Annotated in this window: 15 protein-coding genes; 13 read left to right on the top strand and 2 right to left on the bottom strand. The window is 59.3% G+C overall.

The genetic code is table 11. The features are described 5' to 3' along the window. Window positions 1-90: 90 nt before the first annotated feature. Window positions 91-786 (bottom strand): pirin family protein, encoded by a 696-nt coding sequence (locus ACIQVE_RS03910; protein ID WP_402804747.1) that lies wholly within the window; start codon window positions 784-786, stop codon window positions 91-93. A gap of 279 nt (window positions 787-1,065) precedes the next feature. On the opposite strand from ACIQVE_RS03910, the gene ACIQVE_RS03905 reads away from it, so the two are divergent. Next, a complete protein-coding gene (locus ACIQVE_RS03905; protein ID WP_402804746.1) occupies window positions 1,066-3,540 on the top strand; it encodes a UvrD-helicase domain-containing protein in 2,475 nt (824 codons plus the stop codon). Window positions 3,541-3,590: 50 nt separating this feature from the next. On the opposite strand, the gene ACIQVE_RS03900 is transcribed toward ACIQVE_RS03905, so the two are convergent. Then, a complete protein-coding gene (locus ACIQVE_RS03900; RefSeq protein ID WP_402804744.1) occupies window positions 3,591-3,863 on the bottom strand; it encodes a DUF1652 domain-containing protein in 273 nt (90 codons plus the stop codon). Window positions 3,864-4,126: 263 nt separating this feature from the next. Between ACIQVE_RS03900 and ACIQVE_RS03895 the strand changes: the two genes are divergently transcribed. From ACIQVE_RS03895 to ACIQVE_RS03840, 12 genes are all read left to right on the top strand, one after another. Further along, a complete protein-coding gene (locus ACIQVE_RS03895; protein WP_402804742.1) occupies window positions 4,127-4,942 on the top strand; it encodes a helix-turn-helix domain-containing protein in 816 nt (271 codons plus the stop codon). Window positions 4,943-4,994: 52 nt separating this feature from the next. Further along, complete coding sequence (locus ACIQVE_RS03890) at window positions 4,995-6,401, top strand: NAD(P)/FAD-dependent oxidoreductase (RefSeq protein ID WP_402804740.1); 1,407 nt, start codon at window positions 4,995-4,997, stop codon at window positions 6,399-6,401. Window positions 6,402-6,455: 54 nt separating this feature from the next. Further along, entirely contained in the window at window positions 6,456-6,800 is a 345-nt protein-coding gene (locus ACIQVE_RS03885; protein ID WP_402804738.1) for a cupin domain-containing protein, read from the top strand. A 56-nt stretch (window positions 6,801-6,856) separates the two neighbouring features. Then, window positions 6,857-7,942 (top strand): polyamine ABC transporter substrate-binding protein, encoded by a 1,086-nt coding sequence (locus ACIQVE_RS03880; protein ID WP_402804736.1) that lies wholly within the window; start codon window positions 6,857-6,859, stop codon window positions 7,940-7,942. 469 nt (window positions 7,943-8,411) lie between these two features. Then, window positions 8,412-9,878, top strand: coding sequence for a serralysin family metalloprotease (locus ACIQVE_RS03875; protein ID WP_402804734.1), 1,467 nt, complete (start codon window positions 8,412-8,414; stop codon window positions 9,876-9,878). 93 nt (window positions 9,879-9,971) lie between these two features. Next, window positions 9,972-10,394, top strand: a complete 423-nt coding sequence (locus ACIQVE_RS03870; RefSeq protein ID WP_402804908.1) for an AprI/Inh family metalloprotease inhibitor — start codon at window positions 9,972-9,974, stop codon at window positions 10,392-10,394. A 208-nt stretch (window positions 10,395-10,602) separates the two neighbouring features. Then, window positions 10,603-12,381: a type I secretion system permease/ATPase gene (locus ACIQVE_RS03865; RefSeq protein ID WP_402804732.1), complete on the top strand. Its 1,779-nt coding sequence runs from the start codon at window positions 10,603-10,605 to the stop codon at window positions 12,379-12,381. Beyond that, entirely contained in the window at window positions 12,378-13,727 is a 1,350-nt protein-coding gene (locus ACIQVE_RS03860; RefSeq protein WP_402804730.1) for an HlyD family type I secretion periplasmic adaptor subunit, read from the top strand. The genes ACIQVE_RS03865 and ACIQVE_RS03860 overlap by 4 nt, the downstream gene beginning before the upstream one ends. 2 nt (window positions 13,728-13,729) lie before the next feature. Further along, window positions 13,730-15,094 (top strand): TolC family outer membrane protein, encoded by a 1,365-nt coding sequence (locus tag ACIQVE_RS03855; protein ID WP_402804728.1) that lies wholly within the window; start codon window positions 13,730-13,732, stop codon window positions 15,092-15,094. 529 nt (window positions 15,095-15,623) lie between these two features. Further along, complete coding sequence (locus ACIQVE_RS03850; RefSeq protein ID WP_402804726.1) at window positions 15,624-18,575, top strand: autotransporter domain-containing protein; 2,952 nt, start codon at window positions 15,624-15,626, stop codon at window positions 18,573-18,575. A 269-nt stretch (window positions 18,576-18,844) separates the two neighbouring features. Beyond that, entirely contained in the window at window positions 18,845-21,931 is a 3,087-nt protein-coding gene (locus tag ACIQVE_RS03845; protein WP_402804724.1) for an autotransporter domain-containing protein, read from the top strand. A gap of 62 nt (window positions 21,932-21,993) precedes the next feature. Continuing rightward, window positions 21,994-23,682, top strand: coding sequence for a polyurethanase (locus ACIQVE_RS03840; protein WP_402804722.1), 1,689 nt, complete (start codon window positions 21,994-21,996; stop codon window positions 23,680-23,682). The last annotated feature ends 193 nt before the right edge of the window (window positions 23,683-23,875 follow it).

The following is a 23,875-nucleotide window of genomic DNA, read 5'->3' as shown; positions in this document are numbered from 1 at the left end:
CTGAAATCCTTCACCACAAACAAGGGCTGCCAAGCCAAAAAAACGGGCAACCATTGCGGTTGCCCTTTTTTACGCCTGCAATTCAAGCAATCAAGCCAGATCCACCAACACAATCTCGCTGTCTTCAATCGCTGTGACCGTCAGCACCTGCTCATCTGCAACCGCTACACCGTCTCGAGCTTGTGCGCGTAAGCCATTGACTTCAATCACGCCCGTAGCGGGAACCAGATAAGCTCGGCGCCCCTCATCCAGACGATATTCCGCCGTTTCCCCGGCCTTGATATTCGCCGCCACCAAGCGTGCATCGGCGCGAATACGCAGGCTCTGATCATCGCCATCTTTGCCGCTGGCCAAGGTCAAAAACCCTTCGCGCTGACCTTTGGGAAAGGGTTTCGCGCCCCACGACGGCGGGGCGCCGGTTTCGGTCGGCAAGATCCAGATCTGGAAGATTTTGGTGTCCCGGGCTTCCAGGTTGTATTCACTGTGCGCGATACCGGTGCCAGCACTCATCACCTGCACGTCGCCAGCCTCGGTGCGTCCCTTGTTGCCAAGGTTGTCCTGGTGGGTAATTGCACCTTCGCGCACGTAAGTGATGATCTCCATGTCGCGATGCGGGTGCTGCGGGAAACCGGTGCCTGCGGCAATCACGTCATCATTCCACACCCGAAGATTGCCCCAGTTCATGCGTTGTGGATCGTAGTACTCGGCGAACGAAAAATGGTGATGGGCATCCAACCAGCCATGATGGGCGCCGCCCAGCGAGTTGAAAGGTCTGAGTTCAAGCATGATCGTCTCCTCAAAAGGTTCATGACGGGGCGCGATGGCTGCACCCGGCGCAAGACCGGTGGTTTATGACGGCGATCATCTATCAGCTAAACATCGATAAAAAGCGTAAAAACTGCGGCATCAAGATCGAATAGGTTGATGAAATAGAAATTCCAACCCGTCTCATCTCACCTTCAATTCATCGTCTAAACCAATGACGTGTAAGCATTTCGCTAGAACTGCGCGTTAAATAAAGCCACCATAGCCCTCAATAGCCTTACCCCACTGGAGCCCGTCAGCGTGGCGCAACAAACCCCCGAACTTCCTCCCGAACTTCGTCCATTGGCCGAGATGCCATGGATCAAGCGCCTGGCCGCGCGTTTCTTCGGTCACGGTCTGACTCGCTTACGCGCGCAACACCGTGCTTCATGGCTACATGGTCAGGCGGATGGCTTTCGTAGCGGCCACACTGCGGGTGTCGAGTACGGCTATAAAGAGGGAAAGCTCGAGGGGTTTGAAGAAGGCCGGCAAGTGCTGCTGATCCGCGACAGCCGCAACACCGAGCATCGTCCGCCAAGCGTGGACAATCACCTGTTTGACGACTGGCGCCTGCCGCTCACGGCTGAGCTGAAGAAACGCATCAAAGCTGATGTTGCGCGTTTACTCCCCGTACACGCTCAGCCAAGCGCGGCGCAGTGGAAGATGATTTTCAGCGATACGCCTTCGACTTCCGTGGTGGCCGGTGCTGGCGCGGGCAAGTCGACCACGCTAGTACTGCGCATTCTATTGTTGACCCACTATCTGGGCTTCGAGCTCGATTCGATGACCGTGGTGACCTTCACCCGCGAATCGCGCAAGGACTTCATCAACAAGCTGATCGAGCTGTTTTCACTCTGGGGTCGAGCCTTGAGCCTGAAACAGGCGCGAGAATTGGTGCGAACCTTCCATTCGCGAATCCTGCCGATGGTGCGTAGCCTGGCGGGATTCGAGCGTTTGCAGGCTTTCGAGAACCTCAGTCATCGAGCGCCCGGCGCTGACGAGGAGGTCGACAGCAATCCGTTCGACCTGCGCATCAACGACGCGCAGCGCCAACAGCTCAATGCCTGCTATCACCGCTTGTTCACTCAGGATGAACGTTTCCGCCAACTGATTCAGCCAATGTCCAAGGCCGGGTTACAGCTCAAGGAGCTGGAGCGAGATCACCCGGATGTGCAGAAGCGCATGGCCGTCACCGAACTGGCGGCCAAGCGGGATGAAGAGCTTTGCGATGCCATCGAAGATCTGTGGTTCCGCGCCGGTGCCTGGCCTATCAAAGGCATCGAGCCAAATCGCCAGACCTTCGAAATCAACGGCGCGAAATTCCACTGCCATGGCTACATTCCGAGCATCGACGCGTGGGTCGTGCTCGGTTTCGATCCCCGGGAAAACGCCCAGCTCTGCCGACCGAATGCGAAACTTTCAATACGCGCGGAGTGGGCAGTAAAGCGCACCCTGTTTCAAGCTTTCTGTCGTAAGCCATTGATATGGCTAGATAGTTATGAGTCATCAAAACGCGTTCTGGCAACGTTGGCCGGCGACGCCAGTGCTGGCCCAGGCTTCGATTACAAGGTTAAAGGCGAACTGGCCTCCGCGCCGTTACTCGACTGTTTCGTGGCGGCGGCGGGCTTCATCGAGAACCTGGGCCTGGACGTGCCGGACGCCGTTGGCCGCATGAGTTTCGCCAAAGATGATCCAGACCGGTTTTTCTTCGAAGCGTTGAGCCTGTTCTGGCGCGCGCTGGAAGATCATCTGCTCGACCAGAAACCGCCAATCATGACCTACAACCGCATGTTCGCGCTGTTCAGCGAGCACTCGCCGGAAAACCTCAAGCTGCTCAGCGATGAGCTGTTGCGACCGATGTCGCACCTGATGATCGATGAATTTCAGGACGTTTCGCCGCAGATCGTTTCTTGGATTCGCGCAAGTCTCTCGGAGATTCGCAGCCGTGGGCCCGCCATGCATGTCGGACGGGGCGCGCAGCGTTCCTCGCTGCTGTGTGTGGGGGATGACTGGCAATCTATTTACGGTTGGCGCGGCTCTTCACCGAGCTATTTCATGGAGTTCAACAAGGAATTCCCGTCGCCGAGCACCACGCGAGTGATGCTCAGTGACAACTATCGCAGTCATCAGCACATCATCGATGCGGCTGAACACATCGTGCGCGCCGCCCCGGCCATCCCCGGGAAGAAGGCCAAGGCCAGCGGGGAGCCCAAGCCGTTGCAGCCAGTCAACGTGCTGGAACGCGACGATCAGGCATTGGGTGAACGCCTTGCCGAACACTATCGACAAGGCCATTCAATCTTGATGCTTTATCGAAAAAGCAGCGATAAGTTATTGATTGAGCAGCATATTAAGTCAGTAGTTAATGTTGATTCGAGCTTGCCGTACGAAGCTCGCCGTTTGAAACAACTGACGTATCACAGCGCCAAGGGCCTGCAGGCAGACGCGGTATTCTTGCTCGGTGACTGCCAGCACCTGACCAGTTCCCCTTACAAGAACCAGGTGTACCGCATGGCCGGATTGGGCAAAAGCGGCGACAGCGAGGCGTACGACAGCGCGCAAAAAGACGAAATCCTGCGCCTGGCGTACGTAGGGATTACCCGCGCCGTCAGTCACTGCTATTGGTATGTCGAGCCGCAGGAAGCACAAGCGGTGAACATGCCCAAGGCGTCAGACCGAGTGGCGAAGGGCAAGCCGTTCTTCGTTGATCATCGAATAGCCAAGACAAACGCATGATCCACAAAAAAGCCCGCATCAATGCGGGCTTTTTACTGTGAATCAAAAGGTTATGCGTAACTCCTGAGAGACTCTGGAGGAATGAAAGCGTCCAGCTCATCCTCCACAGCCTCGATAATTCGCTCGACGTCTGCGGCGTTCATCACCGTTGCGCACGGGATGCCGGCGATGGCGATCAGGGTTGCACCACTGGCGCGATCGAACAGGCGGGCAATCATGCTGCCCGGTGCATCCATCGTTGCCTCGAAACCCATGGGATGAAAATGCCAGCGCATCAGTTGGCAGGCATTGGGGAACGTGACTTTGCTTGAACCTTTATTCATGTGTTGCCCGCCTTCTTCATCGAGCGCTTCCTTTAGCTCAAGCTAGGTGGGAAGAGCCTTCATTGGCTCAACCGGTGACTGACATTAAAAGTAGCATCTGAATGTGAAATTCCTGTGAGAGTTTTCAGTTCATTTTGCGATTGATTCGCATTTTTTGATGTAAGTCATGGCCTACGCAATCATCGCCAAAATGCCACTACGGATTAGTCGTTGATGCCCGTGCCGAACTTGGGCAAGCTCGATTCTTTTTCGCCGAGCCCCTTATGCACGCCGACGACGACGGCCCCGCACAGACCCAGGCCACGACCGCCACGGTCATGCGTTATCACTTGAGCTGGAAACACCGCGATCTGGACAGCGTCATGGCGCTGTATCACCCGGACATTCAGTACAGTGATTTCTTCCAGAACCGCGTGCTCGGTCTCGATGAGTTGCGTGAGTACGTGCGTGTGAGCATGCCGCGAGAATCCGACGAAGCGCTCGAACATTGCGACCGCATTCGCGTGGATGGCAACACCGCGTTCATTCAGTACGAGGTGACCCTGCGCGGCGGCGAGGGGTTGGTGTCGTTCCGCTCCAGCGAGGCGATCACGGTCAAGGATGGGTTGATCTGGCGCGTTAATGAATACGCCTCGCTGGTGCGTGCACAGGTTGGCAGTACGACGGCGCCGAGCCAGCGTCCGGCCGTCAGTCGTCTGGGCCTGTCGCCGCGTCAACTGAGTTTTATGGCCGACGATCTGCAGCAGTACTTCCAGCGCCAGCAACCATACCTCGATCCAGAACTCGACCTGCAACGGGTGGCGAAGGAGTGCGGGTACAGCCGCAATCAGATTTCCTACCTGCTTAATCAGGTGCTTGGGCAAAGTTTCTACCGCTACGTCAACCACGCGCGGCTGCAGCATCTGCTCAAATCACTGGACCATGCCGCACCGCCAGTGCGAATCGATGAGCTGGCGTTCGCCGCTGGCTTCAATTCGTTGTCGGCTTTCTATAGCTGCTTTCGTCAACACACAGGTCAGTCGCCCAAGGCCTACGTTAAACAAATTTCTTTGCGGACACGCGCGCAAGACATCCCCTGAGCTTGCGCACTAGGATCGACGCCATCGAAGGTTTTCAGTGGCGGAGTCTTGCATGCCGGCGTGGCGCACTATCAGTTTGTGGATGGATCAACTCGACGAGCCGCTGATCGCGCGGCCCGAGCTTGAGCAGGATCTGGACGTCGACGTGGCGATCATCGGCGCCGGTTACACCGGACTCTGGACGGCGTACTACCTGAAGAAACAGGCGCCGGGCCTGAATATCGCGATCATCGAGGCGCAAACTGCCGGGTTTGGCGCATCCGGGCGCAACGGTGGTTGGCTGATGGGCAATCTGCTTGGCGAGGATCGTTTGCTCGCCGGTCTGTCCCCCGAGCAGCGCCGCGCTTCGTTTGATTTGCTGCACAGCATCCCCGATGAAGTGGAAGTCGTCCTCGAACGTGAGGGTATCGACTGCGATTACCGCAAGGGCGGCGTGTTGTACTGCGCGGCGCGCTACCCGGAGCAGGAAGCGACGCTTCGCGATTATCTGGCCAAACTCCACGCCCAAGGCCTGACTGAAGACGATTACCGCTGGCTCAGTCCTGAGCAAATGGCGCAGCAGATTCGTGTTGCCAAACCTTACGGCGGCATCTATGCCCCGCATGTGGCGACCATTCACCCGGCCAAACTGGTGCGCAGCCTGGCGCGTACCGTGCAAGGCATGGGCGTGAAGATTTACGAAAACAGCCCCGTCACGCACTGGCAGTCGGGCAGTTTGCGCACGGCCAAGGCCAATGTGCGCAGTCGCTGGATCGTGCCAGCGGTGGAAGGTTATTCGGTGACATTGCCGCCACTGGGTCGCTACCAATTGCCGGTGCAAAGCCTGATCGTCGCCACCGAACCGCTATCCGCCGCTACGTGGGACGAGATCGGTCTCAGTCGCGGCCAGGCCTTCAGTGAGTTCAGCCGTCAGGTCACCTATGGCCAGCGCAGTGCCGACAACCGTCTGATTTTCGGCGCCCGCGGTGGTTATCAATTCGCCGGCAAGCTGCGCCACAACTTTGACCTGACCCGCGATGAAGTCGAGCTGCGCCGTTATCTGTTTGGCGAGCTGTTCCCACAACTGAAGAATGTTCAGATCACTCACGCCTGGGGCGGCAACCTCGGCATGTCCCGACACTTCAAACCGCACATGCTCTGCGATCGGGCCAACGGCATTGCGTTGGCCGGTGGTTATGGCGGGGAGGGCGTCGGTGCCAGCAACCTCGGCGGCCGTACGTTGGCCGATCTGATCCTTGAGCGCGACACCGAGCTGGTTAAACAGCCGTGGGTGCTGCCAGACGGCGGCATTCATGCGCTGCGTGCCTGGGAGCCGGAGCCGTGCCGCTGGCTCGGTTACAACGCGATCATCAGAAGCTTTGTTCACGAAGACCAGACCTTGGCTAACCCGGCGACTGCGCCATGGCGGCGCAAACTCGCCAGCCAGGTGGCCGGGTTCATGGAAGGTTTCATGCACTGAACGTCGATGCACCACAAAAAAGCCACCAAGAAAGCGCCCCAGACAGGTAACGCCATGAGTATCACTCAGTTCAAAAACACCGCCACGCTACAACTGGACGAATCCAACCCGGTCGCCGTACCACTTGGCGAGCCGATCGCCATTGCCTCGACCACCAGCGTGGAGCGCGACGACGGCGTCGAAACCGGCGTCTGGGAATGCAGCCCCGGCCGTTGGCGCCGACAGATTACCGCGCAGGAGTTCTGCCATTTCATTTCCGGGCGTTGCACGTTTACCCCGGACGGCGGTGGCGAAACCCTGCACATACAAGGTGGCGACGCATTGATGTTGCCGGCCAACTCGCTCGGTATCTGGGATATCCAGGAAACCGTGCGCAAGACCTACGTGCTGATTTTCTGATTGCTTGATCCTTTGATTGCCTGCCAAACAACAATAGCCTCTACAGGAATCGACCCATGATCCGGAAAACCCTCACTTTGGCACCGCTGATGCTGGTCGCCTCCATCAGTCACGCCGCCGACACGGTCAAGGTTTACAACTGGTCCAGCTACATTGCGCCGGACACCACGAAGAACTTTCAGAAAGAAACCGGCATCGGCGTCACCTATGACGCCTACGACAGCAACGAAACCCTCGACGGCAAGTTGATGACCGGCAACTCCGGTTACGACGTGGTGTTTCCGTCCAACCATTTCATGGCTCGACAGATACAGGGCGGTGCCTTGAAGAAGCTCGACAAGAGCCAGTTGCCGAACTGGAAGAACCTCAATCCGGTACTGCTCAAGGCCCTGCAAGCCAACGACCCGGGCAACGAGCACGGCTTCCCATACCTGTGGGGCAGCACCGGCATCGGTTACAACGTTGCCAAGATCAAAGAGGTGCTGGGCGACGATGCACCGGTCGATTCCTGGGACCTGATCTTCAAGCCCGAGTACATGGAGAAATTGCAGAAGTGCGGCGTCGCCATCCTCGACAACGGCCCGGAATTGCTCCCGGCAGCGCTCAACTACCTGGGCCTGCCGCACCACAGCAAGAACCCCGAGGACTACAAAAAAGCTGAAGCGCTGCTGATGAAAGTGCGGCCGTACGTCAGCTATTTCCATTCCTCGAAGTACACCAGCGATCTGGCCAACGGTGATATCTGCGTGGCGGTCGGTTTCTCCGGTGACATCCTGCAAGCCGAGAGCCGCGCCAAAGAAGCGAAGAACGGCGTCGAGATCGGCTATGCGGTGCCCAAGGAAGGTTCGCCGATCTGGTTCGACATGGTCGCGATGCCAAACGACGCGCCGGACGAGAAGGCCGGTTACGCCTTCATGAACTACCTGTTGCGCCCGGACGTGATGGCCGACATCAGCAACTCCGTTCACTACGCCAATGGCAATGAGCAGGCCGACAGCCTGATCGACCCGGTCATCAAGAACGACACCAAGGTCTATCCGAGTCCGGAGATGACGAGCAGATTGTTCGCACTGGAGGCAATGCCGATGAACATCGACCGGATTCGCACGCGGATCTGGAACAAGATTCGTACCGGTAGCTGAGATTTATCGACACTGACTCAAACCTGTGGGAGCGAGCTTGCTCGCGAAGGCGTCCGTCCATACAACGATGAGTTGAATGACCCGCCGCTTTCGCGAGCAAACTCGCTCCCACAGTGAGTTTCAGTGGATATAAGTTCGTTGATATCAATGCGCTGGCACTTGCACTAATAAGAGGCAAAAGTGAGACGCTATCGACAAAAAACAACTTACCCATATTTAATAATTAAATAGAAAATCGTCAGACAATTAGGCAAAAGTCAGACGCCTGAAACATTCTTTCGACCGCGCATGCTTTGTTTACGGGAGTTTCCCGGAACAGCCCGATTTGATTTCAAAAAAAGGCTTTACGCCAGATTTCAAATTGTGTCAGGTTTCTTACGCCTTCATTGGGCGAGTGATAGGACGATCTCGCCAGGGATTGTCCCTATCTGACAAAAACTGTTCCATTGCTTAACAAGGAAGTGTGTTTATGTCGAAAGTTAAAGCTAATGCTATTGATACCGCCGAACAGGCTTTTTTGCTGCCCGCGGCGCCGCTACCTCTGGCCGCAACCAGCACGGCGTACAACCAGATCAATAGTTTCAGCCATCAATACGATCGTGGCGGCAACCTCACGGTCAATGGCAAACCCTCCTTCTCCGTCGACCAGGCCGCAACCCAGTTGCTGCGCGACGGCGCTGCCTACCAGGACAAGGACGGCAGCGGCAAGATCGAACTCACCTACACGTTCCTGACGTCTGCTTCATCGAGCACGATGAACAAGCACGGGATCACCGGGTTCAGTCAGTTCAGTACACAACAACAAAACCAGACCAAGCTCGCCATGCAATCCTGGGCTGATGTGGCCAACGTCACCTTTACCGAAAAAGCTACGGGCGGTGACGGTCACATGACCTACGGCAACTACAGCGGTGGCCAGGATGGTGCTGCTGCGTTCGCTTATCTACCAGGCACTGGCCCTGGTTATGACGGCACCTCGTGGTACCTGATCAACAGTGGCTACACGCAAAACAAGAATCCGGATCTGAACAACTACGGTCGTCAGACCCTGACTCACGAGATCGGTCATAGCCTCGGTCTGGCTCACCCTGGCGACTACAACGCCGGCAATGGCAACCCGACCTACAACGATGCTTCCTACGGGCAAGACACCCGCGGCTACAGCATCATGAGTTACTGGAGCGAGAACAACACCAGCCAGAACTTCAGCAAGGGCGGCGTGGAAGCATATTCCTCCGGTCCACTGATGGATGATATCGCTGCCATCCAGAAGCTCTACGGCGCCAACACCACCACCCGTACCGGCGACACCACCTACGGTTTCAACTCCAACGCGGGTCGCGATTTCCTCAGCGCGTCGTCGTCGAGTGACAAAGTGGTGTTCTCGGTCTGGGATGCGGGCGGCAAGGACACTCTGGACTTCTCGGGGTTCACCCAGAACCAGAAAATCAACCTCAATGATGCCTCGTTCTCCGACGTTGGTGGCATGGTGGGCAACGTGTCCATCGCCAAGGGCGCGATCATCGAGAACGCCATCGGTGGTTCGGGCAGCGACTTGCTGATCGGCAACAGCGTGGCCAACGAACTCAAGGGCGGTGCCGGTAACGACATCCTCTGGGGCGCTGGCGGTGCCGACAAGCTGTGGGGCGGCGCGGGTTCGGACACGTTCGTGTTCGCAGCCAGCTCTGACTCCAAGCCAGGTGCGATCGATCAGATCCTCGATTTCGTCAGCGGTCTGGACAAAATCGACCTGACCGGCATCACCAAGGGCGCCGGCCTGCACTTCGTCAGCGCCTTCACCGGTGCGGCGGGCGATGCAGTGCTGACGTCGTCGGGCGGTAACAGCCTGCTCTCGGTGGACTTCTCCGGATTCGGCGCGGCCGACTTCCAGGTCAGCACCGTTGGCCAGGCAGCGACCAGCGACATCGTGGCTTGATGTGAACCAAGAGGGCGGCGCGTGATGCGCCGCTTTCTTCGCTTGCATCGTCTTGCTCGGTAGGCAAGGCTACGCACCGGAGTGAAATTTCCTATGAGTCGAAACGTTTTTACCTACATGACAGTGGCGTGGCTGATGGCGACGCTGATGATTTCAGGAGAAACCAGCATGGCAAGCAGCCTCAGACTCGAAGAACCCTCGGTATTTGCCGGTCAGTGGCAGGCGACGCTGAGCGCCCGAGATGACAGCGCTCAAGCGCAAGCACAACAGGACAAGCCGTCGAATACCTGTGTTGTCGATCTGCAATCTAACCAGACTGTTGGTAAAGGCGCTGACTGCTTGGGCGCATGGTTGGAAGAAGCGCCGACTGGCTGGTTTCCCGAGCCGGACGGTCTTTCGATCACTGGCAAGGAGGGCTCAAGAATCCAGTTCTTTAGCCGACAACGTGATGGGCTTTATCTGACGACTTTGAAGTCAGGTCTGAAAATTAGCCTGGAGCGCGTTGCGCAACAGTAGTAATGATCTATCAGGCGACAAGGTTTTAATATAAGGCGTCACTGTAAGGGTATAAGCGGCATGTTCGATCGCACCTGCACTGTATTAAACAGCGCTAGTTGTTATGAATTTGTAAGCGGATACCTTGAAAATATGTTCCGGCGTTGCGCGGATAATTAATTTGAAGTCTCGCCAAAGATTGGCGAGAGTTAGACCTCAGGAATAATCAATGAAGATGGCGAAGGCCTCAGCCACCGCTCCCTTGTTCAAGGCATTGGGTGACTATAAAAGCATTCTGATCAGCGTCGGATGCTTTACGGCGCTGATTAACGTGCTGATGCTGGTGCCCTCCATTTATATGCTCCAGGTCTATGACCGAGTGCTGTCTTCGCAGAACGAAACCACCCTGGTGATGCTGTCGCTGATGGTGGTCGGTTTCTTTGCCTTTATCGGCCTGCTGGAAGTGGTGCGCAGCTTCATCGTCATCCGCATCGGCAGCCAACTGGAGCGCCGCTTCAACCTGCGGGTGTATCAGGCGGCGTTCGAACGCAACCTGTTCAAGGGCGAGGGCAATGCCGGGCAGTCGCTGGGCGACTTGACCCACATTCGCCAATTCGTCACCGGCCCGGCGCTGTTCGCTTTTTTCGATGCCCCGTGGTTCCCGGTGTATCTGTTCGTTATTTACCTGTTCAACGTCTGGCTCGGCGTGCTGGCCACCGCCGGTGCGCTGTTGCTGATCGCCCTGGCGTGCCTCAACGAATACATGACCAAAAAGCCGCTCGGCGAAGCCGCCGGTTTCTCGCAGAAATCCAGCCAGTTGGCCACCAGCCACCTGCACAACGCCGAAACCATTCAGGCGATGGGCATGCTCGGCTCGTTGCGCAAGCGCTGGTTCCAGGTGCATTCGCGCTTTCTCGGCTTGCAGAATCAGGCCAGCGACACCGGCGCGGTCATCAGCTCGCTGAGCAAAACCCTGCGTCTGTGCCTGCAATCGCTGGTGCTGGGCCTCGGCGCGCTGCTGGTGATCAAAGGTGACATGACCGCCGGCATGATGATCGCAGGCTCCATCCTGATGGGCCGCGTGTTGAGCCCGATCGACCAGTTGATCGCCGTGTGGAAGCAGTGGAGCGGGGCGAAGCTGGCTTACCGTCGTCTCGATGCGCTGCTGCAAGCGTATCCGCCGAGTGATGACGCGATGGCCCTGCCAGCGCCGAAAGGCCAGATCACCTTTGAGCAAGTCAGCGCCGGCCCACCGGGGCAGCGCGCTGCGACCTTGCACATGGTCAACTTCAATCTGAGCGCGGGTGAAGTGCTGGGTGTGCTCGGCGCGTCCGGTTCCGGTAAATCGACCCTGGCCCGTGTGCTGGTCGGTGTGTGGTCGACCCTCGGTGGCACGGTGCGACTGGACGGCGCGGATATCCATCGCTGGAATCGCGATCAACTCGGCCCTTACATCGGCTACCTGCCGCAAGACATCGAACTGTTCAGCGGCAGCATCGCCGAGAACATTGCGCGCTTCAGCGAGGCCGATCCGCAGAAAGTCGTGGCGGCCGCGCAACAGGCCGGCGTTCACGAAATGATCCTGCGCCTGCCACAAGGTTACGACACGCAATTGGGCGAGGACGGCAGCGGTTTGTCAGGCGGCCAGAAACAACGTGTGGCCCTGGCCCGCGCCATGTACGGCACGCCAAGCCTGGTGGTGCTGGATGAGCCCAACTCCAACCTCGACACCGTCGGCGAAGCGGCACTGGCCAGCGCTATTGCGCAACTCAAGGCCCAAGGCACCACGGTGGTGCTGGTGACACATCGTTCTTCGGTGCTGGCTCAGGCCGATAAATTGCTGGTGCTCAACGAGGGTCGCTTGCAGGCCTTCGGTCCGAGTCAGGACGTGCTCAAGGCGCTGTCCGGCGCCGCCAATGAGCAACCACGCGAGAAACCTGCACAAGCACCGGGCGGGCTCAGCATGAGCCGGCAGTATCAGCCCACGACAAGGAATTCGGGTGTATGAGCAGCGCGAACATGAACACTGAAAACGAAGCGAGCATGGAGCACGCCTACATCGCTGAACGCCCGGAACGTGACGCGAAATTCTTCGCGCGCATGGGCTGGATTCTCGCGATTGTCGGCGCGGGCAGTTTCTTCACCTGGGCGGCATTGGCGCCGCTGGATCAAGGCATTCCCGTGCAGGGCACCGTGGTGGTGTCGGGCAAACGCAAAGCCGTGCAGTCGATGAGCAGCGGCGTGGTCAGCCGGATTCTGGTGCGCGAAGGCGAGATCGTTAAGCAGGGCCAGCCCCTGTTTCGCCTCGATCAGACGCAAGTCGCCGCCGATGTGCAATCGTTGCAGGCGCAATACCGCATGGCGTGGGCGAGTCTTGCGCGTTGGCAGGCCGAGCGCGACAACCTCAAGCAAGTGACCTTTCCGGCTGAGTTGAGCAATGACCCGGATCCACGCCTGGCGTTGGTCCTGGAAGGTCAGCGCCAGTTGTTCAGCAGTCGCCGCGAAGCGTTCTATCGCGAGCAGGCTGGATTGCGCGCCAGCATCGAAGGCGCCACCGCGCAACTGGCCGGCATGCGCCGCGCGCGCACCGACCTCAATGCCCAGGCCGCTTCGCTGCAACAACAGCTGAGCAACCTGCAACCGCTGGCCGATAACGGCTACATCCCGCGCAACCGCTTGATGGAATATCAGCGCCAGCTCTCGCAGGTCCAGCAGCAATTGGCGGAAAACACCGGTGAAAGCGGGCGTGTCGAGCAGGGTATTCTTGAGTCGCGCCTGAAGCTGCAGCAGCACAGCGAGGAATATCAGAAGGAAGTGCGCACGCAACTGGCCGAGGCGCAGCTGAAAAGCGTCACGCTGTCGGAGCAACTGACCTCCGCCGGTTTCGACCTGCAACACAGCGAGATTGTCGCCACCGCCGATGGCGTGGCGGTCAATCTGGGCGTACACACCGAAGGCGCCGTGGTGCGTCAGGGCGAAACCCTGCTGGAGATCGTTCCGCAAGGCACCACCCTGGAAGTGGAAGGGCACCTGCCGATCAATCTGATCGACAAGGTCGGCCCACACCTGCCGGTGGACATCCTGTTTACCGCGTTCAACCAGAGCAAAACCCCGCGTGTGCCGGGTGAAGTCAGTCTGATTTCCGCCGACCAGATGGTCGACGAGAAAACCGGCGTGCCGTACTACGTGTTGCGCAGCAGCGTCAGCGATCAGGCCATGGAAAAACTCCACGGTCTGGTGATCAAGCCCGGCATGCCGGCAGAAATGTTTGTGCGTACGGGTGAGCGTTCGCTGCTCAACTATCTGTTCAAACCGCTGCTCGACCGAGCCAACTCTGCGCTGACCGAAGAATAAGGATGTTCAGCTGTATGAATAAGCTTTCCATGCTCGGGGCAGCGCTGACGCTGCTCGCGAGTCACTCAGCAGTAGCGGCCATGGGGCCGTTTGAGATCTACGAACAAGCGTTGCGCAATGACCCGGTGTTCCTCGGCGCGATCAAGGAGCGTGATGCAGGCCTGGAAAATCGCGCCATTGGCCGCGCCGGGCTGCTGCCGCGAATCGGTTACACCTACAACAAGGGTCGCAACTCGTCGAAAGCCACTTCACTCGACGAACGTGCGCGCAACAACGACACCGACAAACGCAATTACAACAGTTACGGATCGAGCCTGACCCTGCAACAACCATTGCTCGATTACGAGGCGTATGCCGCCTATCGCAAAGGCGTGGCGCAGTCGCTGTTTGCCGACGAAAACTTTCGCGGCAAGAGCCAGGAATTGCTGGTGCGAGTGCTGGATAACTACACCAAAGCCTTGTTTGCCCAGGATCAGATCGATATCGCCTTGGCGAAGAAGAAGGCTTACGAGCAGCAGTTCCAGCAAAACGAACACATGTTCAAGCAGGGCGAAGGCACGCGCACCGACATTCTTGAAGCCGAGTCGCGTTATGAGCTGGCGACCGCCGAGGAGATCGAGGCGCGCAACGAGCAGGACGCAGCGTTGCGGGAACTGGGCGCACTGGTCGGCGTACCGGCCGTGGATATCGGTGATCTGGCGCCGCTGGATCAGAATTTCCAGACCTTCGCGTTGCAGCCTGCCAACTTCGATACCTGGCACGAAATGGCGGTCAGCAATAACCCCAACCTGGCCTCGCAACGCCAGGCCGTGGAAGTGGCGCGTTACGAGGTCGAGCGCAATCGCGCCGGGCACTTGCCGAAAATCAATGCCTACGCCTCGATGCGCCAAAACGAATCGGAAAGCGGCAACACCTACAACCAGCGATACGAAACCAACACCATCGGCCTCGAAGTGAGCGTGCCGTTGTACGCCGGTGGCGGCGTGTCGGCCTCCACCCGTCAGGCCAGCCGCACCATGGAACAGGCCGAGTACGAACTGGACGGCAAGACCCGCGAAACACTGATTGAACTGCGCCGTCAGTTCAGCGCTTGCTTGTCGGGGGTGAATAAATTGCGCGCGTACCAGAAGGCGCTGGCCTCGGCGGAAGCGTTGGTGGTATCGACCAAGCAAAGCATTCTGGGCGGTGAGCGGACCAACCTCGACGCGTTGAACGCCGAGCAACAACTGTTCACCACCCGCCGCGATCTGGCGCAGGCGCGGTACGACTATTTGATGGCGTGGACCAAATTGCATTACTACGCCGGGACCTTGAGCGAACAGGATCTGGCGCGGGTGGATGAGGCGTTTGGTGTGGCCCGACGTTGATGTGCATGGCTTGAGGCCGGCCCCTCACCCTAACCCTCTCCCAGGGGAGAGGGCACTGATTGGGGGATGCTGCAAAGATGCACCGACCTGAACATGCTGTCCCGAATCCATAATCGACCCGGTTTTTGATGTCGATGTAAAACGCAAGACACCTCGGTCAGCCCCCTCTCCCTTTGGGAGAGGGCTGGGGTGAGGGCAGCGATTCAGGAAGCTCAGGAAATTCCAAAACCTGAACGTGCTGTACCGAATCCATAGTCGACTGGATTTTTCAGGTCGATGTAAAACGCAAGACACCCCAGCCCTCTCCCTTTGGGAGAGGGCTGGGGTGAGGGCAACGATTCAGGAAGCTCAGGAAATTCCAAAACCTGAACGTGCTGTACCGAATCTATAGTCGACTGGATTTTTGATGTCGATGTAAACGCAAGACACCTCGGTCAGCTCCCTCTCCCTTTGGGAGAGGGCTGGGGTGAGGGGCTTTAAGCAACACCGCAAAAGAACCTGCATAAAACAATAAAAGTGAGTAGTGAACATGGACGTAAGCATCAAGCCGATTTCGGTTGGCACGCTGTTGCTCGCCGTTTCTATATCCCAGGCCCACGCCCAGTACCTGGAATCCGGCAAACCCGGTGATCCCGCCAGTTGGCGCAGCGCCGAATTCCAGCGCGATTGGGGCCTCGCGCGCATGCAGGCCGACCAAGCCTACGCCGCCGGCATCACCGGCAAAGGCGTGAAAATCGGCGCGCTCGATTCCGGTTTCGACGCCACCCATCCAGAGTTTGCGACTGAGCGTTACCACCCGGTGCTGGCCAGCGGCAGTTACGTCGACGGCTCGCCGTTCAACGTCAACGGCACGCTCAACCCCAACAACGACTCCCACGGCACCCACGTGGTCGGCACCATGGGCGCCTCGCGTGACGGCAGCGGCATGCACGGCGTGGCGTACAACGCGCAAATCCACGTCGGCAACACCAACAAGAACGACAGTTTCCTGTTCGGCCCCAATCCCGATCCGCGTTATTTCAAAGCGGTATACGACGCACTGGCCGATGCCGGTGTGCGCGCGATCAACAACAGTTGGGGCAGTCAGCCGCCGGATGTCAGCTACCGCACATTGGCCGATCTGCACGCCGCATACGCTCAGCATTGGAACAAAGGCACCTGGCTCGACGCCGCGGCTGACGTTTCCCGTCGTGGGGTGATCAACGTGTTCAGCGCCGGCAACAGCGGTTATCCGAATGCCAGCGTACGCTCGGCGCTGCCGTACTTTCAGCCGGATCTCGAAGGCCACTGGCTGGCGGTATCCGGTCTCGATCAGAGCAATCAGCAGAAGTACAACCAGTGCGGCATCGCCAAATATTGGTGCATCACCACGCCGGGGGCGAAGATCGACAGCACCATTCCCGGTGGCGGTTACGCGATCAAGTCGGGCACGTCGATGTCGGCGCCGCACGCGACTGGGGCTTTGGCGCTGGTGATGGAACGCTACCCGTATATGAACAATCAGCAGGCGCTTGAAGTGCTGCTGACCACCGCCACGCAGCTCGATGGTTCTGTGACGGATGCACCCACTGAACGGCTCGGCTGGGGCGTGGCCAACCTGAATCGGGCGATGCGCGGGCCGGGGCAATTGCTCGGGGCATTTGACGCCAATCTGGCGGCCGGGCAGAGCGATGTCTGGAGTAACGACATCTCCGACAAGGCGCTGATCCAGCGCCAGAACGAAGACCTCGCCGAACACATGGCCTGGCAGCAAACCTTGCAAGACAAGGGCTGGCAGAACGGCGTGGCGCCCGGCGCCAGCCAGCAGGATCAAACCGACTACGCGGTGGGCATGGCCCGTGATGCCGCAGCGGCGAGCCGGGTTTATCAGGGCAGCCTGATCAAGTCTGGAGCAGGGCGCTTGTTTCTCACCGGAGACAACACGTTCCGCGGCCCGACCACGGTCAATGACGGCATGCTGAGCGTCAACGGTTCGCTGGCGTCAGCGGTCACAGTGAATGACGGCGGCACCTTGGGCGGTTCCGGGCGGATCGCGGCATTGACTGCCAACAACGGCGGCCGCGTGGCGCCGGGCAACTCCATTGGCACCTTGAATGTGGCCGGTGACGTTACCTTCGCGCCAGGTTCGACCTACGCGGTGGAGCTGTCACCGACCCGCAGCGACCAAATTGTTGCCGGCGGCACCGCCACGGTCAGCGGCGCAACCGTCAGCCTGTCGCTGGAAAACAGCCCGACCTTGCTCAATGCCTCCGAGACGCAAAGCCTGCTCGGTCGCCAGTACAACATCCTGCAAGCGACGGGTGGCATTCAGGGTCAGTTTGGCGCCGTGGTGCCGAATTATCTGTTTATCGGCGGCAGCCTTGATTACGCGGCCAACGGTATTCAACTCGACATCGAACGCAACGCGACATCGTTCGCCAGTGTCGGCCAAACCCCGAATCAGCGTTCGGTGGCCACGGCTGTCGAAGGCCTGGGCGCGGGCAATTCGGTTTACGAAAGCGTGCTGCTATCGGCAGACGCCGCTTCTGCGCAACAAGCGTTTCAGCAACTCAGCGGGGAAATCTACCCGGCGCTCGGTTCGATGCTGATCAACGACAGCCGCCAGTTGCGCGATGCCGTCGGTGAGCGCCTGCACGATGCCTCGGCGACGCAAAACAACGGTTGGATCAAGGCACTCGGCGCGTGGGGCAGTGCCGATTCGAGCCATGACACGGCGGGCTACAACACCTCGATTGGCGGCCTGCTGGCCGGTGTTGACGGTGCACTGGACGAGCAGACCCGCATCGGCCTTGTCACCGGCTACAGCGACAGCTCGCTGAGCATGGGTTCGGGCACGCATTCGTCGGCCAAGGTCGACAGCTATCACCTCGGTGCTTACGCCGGGCATGAGATCGGCGCCTGGCGTCTAAGCACTGGCGCGGCCTACAGCTGGCACCGCGCCGATGTGAAGCGCGATCTGCAATACGGCAACGTCAGCGCCAAACAGAAAGCCAAGGTTGATGCGGCGACGACTCAGGTGTTCGGCGAAGCGGCTTATCGACTGCACCTGCAACCGCTGGCGCTGGAGCCATTCGCCAATTTGGCCTATGTGCATATCGACACCGAAGGCTTCACCGAGAAGGGCGACGCTGCGGCGCTCAAAAGCTCGGGCGATCAGCGTGATGCAGTGCTGAGCACCCTCGGCGTACGGGCGATCAAGACGTTCAACCTGTCGAATCAGCAATCACTGGATGTGAGCGGCCATCTCGGCTGGCAGCACAGCCTCACCGACATCGAATCTGAGCAGCATCTGCGCTTTGCCAGCGGTGGCACGCCTTACAGCGTCGAGAGTTCGGCGCTGGTGCGCGATGCCGCGTTGGTCGGTGTGCAAGCGAGTCTGGCGTTGAGCAAAGACGTGCGGGTGAACCTTGATTACAGCGGGCAGTTGGCTAGCCGCGAGAACAGCCATGGCGTGGGTTTGAGCCTGAACTGGCAGTTCTGACCGAGGCCCTCAATCACAGGTTGCGAACACATCACTGTGGCTGGGGGAATCTGTGGCGAGGGGATTTAGCGAAACGTCGCACCGCCCCGTTCGGCTGCGCAGCAGTCGTCAATCCAGACAACACGGTTTGTCTGAAAAAATGCTGGAGGCCGCTTCGCGACCCAACGGGGATAAATCCCCTCGCCACAGGTCCTCCTCTCACAGGTGAAACGCGCACAAGACTTTGCAACAAACGGATTTTTCGCAACACAACTAAGGAAGGTCGCAGGATGAAAAACAATAAAACCCCCGCGCAAACGGGTGGCTGCTTTGCCCTGAAAACGCTGACTGGCGCGGTGTTGTGCGCGCTCACCACCTGGGGCACGGCGCATGCCGCGCCTTATGTGGAAAACGGTCGCACGGGCGACATCGGCAGTTGGCGCAGTGCCGAATTTCAGGCTGACTGGGGCCTGGGCGCAATCGGTGCTGATCACGCTTACGCCGCTGGATACACCGGTAAAGGCGTGAAACTGGGGATCTTCGATCAGCCGGTGTACGCCGCGCATCCGGAGTTTTCCGGCAGCAATAAAGTCGTCACCCTGGTCACCAGCGGCATCCGCGAATACACCGACCCGTACATCCCGGTCAAAGCCGGGGATGCGTTCCGTTATGACGGTTCGCCCTCGGTCGGCTCCGACGGCAAACTCGGCGCCCACGGCACTCACGTCGGTGGCATCGCAGCAGGCAGTCGTGATGGCGGGCCAATGCACGGCGTCGCGTTCGGCGCACAAATCATCAGTGCCGACAACGGCGACCCGGGCCCGGAAGACGGCATCGTCCGTGGTAACGACGGCGCCGTGTACAAGGCCGGTTGGGATGCGCTGATCGCCAGTGGCGCGCGGATCATCAACAACAGCTGGGGCATTGGCATCACCGATCGCTTCGACCTCGGTGGCCGCAATCCGGCGTACCCGCACTTCACCGTCAACGACGCACAGGTGCAATTCAACGAAATCCGCACGCTGCTCGGCACCAAACCCGGCGGCGCCTATGACGGTGCGATTGCCGCGGCACGCAGCGGCATCGTGACGATTTTCGCTGCCGGCAACGACTACAACCTGAATAACCCGGACGCCATCGCCGGCCTCGGTTACTTCGTCCCGGACATCGCGCCGAACTGGATCACCGTCGCCGCGCTACAGCAGAATCCGGACCTGACCAGCGCCAATCCGTACATCATGAGTACGTTCTCTTCGCGTTGCGGCTACACCGCGAGTTTCTGCGTCTCGGCACCCGGCACGAAGATCTTCAGTGCGATCATCGAGGGCACCAACGCCGACAATCTGACCACCGCATACAAAAACTACAACGGTACCTCGATGGCCGCACCGCATGTGGCCGGCTCGATGGCCGTGCTGATGGAACGCTTTCCGTACATGTCTGGCGATCAAGTCGCCAGCGTCTTGCGCACAACCGCTACCGACCTCGGCGCGCCGGGCATCGACGCGCTGTATGGCTGGGGCATGATCAACCTGCGCAAAGGCATCGATGGCCCGGCGATGTTCGTCACCGAGCAGGACATCCCGAGCGAGTTCCGCATCAACGGCGCTTACGGTTCCGGCCAGTTTGTCGCGGACTTGCCGGGCATCGGCGCGATCATCGACCAAGGCAAACCCACTGAGCGCGTGTGCAACGACATCACCTGTGGCCTCGATACCTGGCGTAACGACATTTCCGGCCACGGCGGCCTGACCAAGCAGGGTATCGGCACCTTGGTGCTGACCGGCAACAACAGCTACAGCGGCCCGACCCTGGTCAATCAGGGCCGACTCGCTATCAACGGCTCGCTGGCCTCTGCGGTCACTGTGAATGACGGCGGCATCCTCGGTGGCAATGGCCGCATCGGCGCGTTGTCGGTGAACAGTGGCGGTACCGTGGCGCCGGGCAACTCGATCGGCACGATGAATGTCGCCGGTGACGTGACCTTCGCGCCGGGCTCGACCTACGCGGTGGAACTGTCGCCAACCAGCAGCGACCAGATCATCGCCACCGGCAAAGCGGTGGTTGAAGGCGCGACAGTGACCATGGCGCTGGAAAACAGCCCGACACTGCTGACCACCGGTGAAGTGCAAAGCCTGCTCGGCACGCAGTACAACATCCTGCAAGCAGCGGGCGGTATCGAAGGGCGCTTCGGCCAGGTGTTGCCGGATTACGCGTTTCTTGGCGGCACGCTCGCTTACTCGGCGAACGGCATTCAACTGGCGGTGGGGCGTAACGACGCGTCGTTCGCCAGCGTGGGTCTGACGCCCAACCAGCGCGCCGTCGGTGCCGCTGCCGAGCGACTGGGCGCGGGCAATGCGCTGTTCGAAACCCTGCTGGTGTCACCGACTGCGGCCGCCGCGCAGCAAGCGTTTCAGCAGTTGTCCGGCGAGATTCATCCGGCCATCGGCACGATGCTGATCAACGATAGCCGTTACCTGCGCGAGGCCGTGGGCGAACGTCTGCGCGAACGTGATCTGTTCGACGCCGCTGCGCCGACTGACGATCGCAGCAACGCCTGGGTCAAGGTGTTGGGGGCGTGGGGCAAGAGCGATGGCGGGCATGAAAATGCCGATTCCAACAGCTCCATCGGCGGCTTGCTGGCCGGTGTCGACGGCTTGATTGCTGAAGATACTCGCCTGGGTTTCGTTACCGGTTATAGCGACAGTTCACTGAGCATGGGCAGCGGCACGCATTCGTCGGCGTCCGTCGACAGCTACCACTTGGGTGCGTACCTGGGGCATGAAATCGATGCACTACGCCTGACCGTGGGCGGCGCCTATAGCTGGCACCGTATCGATGTGAAACGTGATCTGCAATTCGGCGATGTCAGTGGTAACCAGAAAGTAAAACGTGATGCGAGCACTGCGCAATTGTTCACAGAAGCCGCTTACGATCTGGGTCTGCAACCGATGAACCTGGAGCCGTTCGCCAATCTGGCTTACGTGCACCTCAACAGCGACAGCTTCACCGAGAAGGGTGACGCCGCCGCGCTGAAGGGCGGTGAAGACAATCGCGAAGCGGTGCTGTCGACCCTCGGCGTTCGCGCCAAGCGCACGTTTGCCCTGTCGGACAAACATCAGCTGGAACTGGGCGCGACCCTCGGCTGGCAGCACAACCTGAGCAGCGTCGATGCTGAAAACCATCTGGCGTTTGCCAATGGCAACAGCGCGTTCAACGTGCAGAGCGTGTCTCTGGATCGTAATGCTGCGGTGGTTGGCGTGCGCGCCGGTCTGGCGCTCAATCGCGATGTGCGGGTGAACCTCGATTACAACGGACTGATAGGTTCGAACGAGAAGGACCACGGCGTGGGCCTGACGCTCGACTGGCAGTTCTGAAGGAGTGCTGGCAGTTCCCCAGGGAACTGCCAGTCCTGACTTGAAGGAAGAGAGAGCACAACATGGGACTGTTTGATTACAAAAATGCCGATGGCAAAGCGTTGTACAGCGATGCCATCGCACTGACGTTGTATGCCTACACCCCGACCGGCAAGCCATTACCGGCCGGGGGGTGGGCACCGGTTACAGCGACGGCGCTGGGCTATCAGGGCAAGGTCGGGCCGCAAGGCACATTCTTCGGCGAGAAGGACGGCTTCACCAGCGCCGAGGCCGAAGTGCTCGGCAAGTACGACGCGGCCGGCAAACTGATCGGCATCGGCATTGCCTTTCGTGGCACCGGGGGGCTGGGTTACAGCGACACCTTCGGCGACATGAAAAACAATCTGCTGGCCGCCGTCGGGCCGTCGGATTACGCCACTCAGTACGCGAAAAATGCCTTCGACAATTTGCTCAAGGCTGTCGCGGCGTTCTCCATCGCCCATGGCATTGCCGCCAAGGACGTATTGATCAGCGGCCATAGCCTCGGCGGCCTCGGGGTCAACAGCGTGGCCGAACTGAGCGCCGGCAACTGGGGCGGGTTCTTCAAGGACGCCAACTACATCACTTTCGCCTCGCCAACCCAGAGCAGCACCGGCAACAACGTGCTGAACATCGGTTACGAGAACGACCCGGTGTTCCGCGTGCTCGACGGCACCACGTTCAGCAGCGCGTCGATGGGTAAGCACGACGAGCCGCACGATTCGACCACCGACAATATCGTCAACTTCAACGATAACTATGCGTCCACCGCGCAGAACCTGGTGCCGTTCAGCATCGTCAACCCGATGAACTGGTCGGCCCACAGTTCCCTGGGGTATGCCGATGGCTTGAATCGGGTGATCTATTCGACGTTCTACGGCCTGACCCACAAGGATTCGACGATCATCGTCTCCAACCTTGAGGAATCGTCCCGGGGCAAAACCTGGGTCGAAGATCTGGGCCGCAGCGGCGAGGTACATACCGGCAGCACCTTCATCATCGGCACCCAAAGCAACGACTGGCTCAAAGGCGGGGCGGGTAACGACTTTCTTGAGGGCCTGGGCGGTGATGATCGCTTCCGTGATGACGGCGGCTACAACATCCTGCTCGGCGGCCAGGGCCACAACACCTTCGAGTTGCAGAAGCCGTTGCAGAACTTCAGCTTCGCCAACGACGGTGACGGCACGCTGTTTGTGCGCGACGCCTACGGCGGTATCAGCATGACCCGCGATATTGGCGCACTGGTGAGCAAGGAGTCGGGGTCGTGGTGGGGCAGCAAGGAGATCACCTGGGGCGTTACGGCCAAGGGTTTGACCAATGGCAGCGAGCTGACCCAGTACAACCATTCGCTTAGCGGCGATAGCTACAGCAACGCGCTGCACGCCACGGCCGACGGTGACTGGCTGTTTGGCCTGGGTGGCGACGACACGCTTATCAGCGACAAGGGCCATGTGACCTTCGTCGGTGGCGGGGGTAACGACGTGATGAATGCGGTGGGTGGCAACAACACCTTTTTGTTCAGCGGCGCGTTCGGTTTTGATGCCATCAATGGTTATCAGGGCAGCGACAAACTGCTGTTCATGGGTGTCGAAGGCGCGGGGCAGGGCTACGACTACAAGCAACATGCGTCGCAGGACGGTGGCGACACCGTGCTGAAGATTGGCGAGTTTGCCGTGACGCTGATCGGTGTGGGAGTGGCTAATCTGTCGGATTCGAGTTTCGTCTTCGCCTAAGCAATAAATGTGGGAGCGAGCTTGCTCGCGAAAGCGATGTGTCAGCGGTAGAAATGTCGACTGTCACGCCCCATTCGCGAGCAAGCTCGCTCCCACAGGTAAAGATGTGCAGTAGTACTGAAATGCTCCGCGGCGTCCCGCGAGGGGCGCCCCGGCTGTGAGCTATCTCTGACAATTCCAACAAAAAGAGAGG

Source organism: Pseudomonas sp. NPDC098747, assembly GCF_044760045.1.
GTDB lineage: Bacteria > Pseudomonadota > Gammaproteobacteria > Pseudomonadales > Pseudomonadaceae > Aquipseudomonas.
This window is presented reverse-complemented; position numbering and strand designations above follow the sequence as displayed.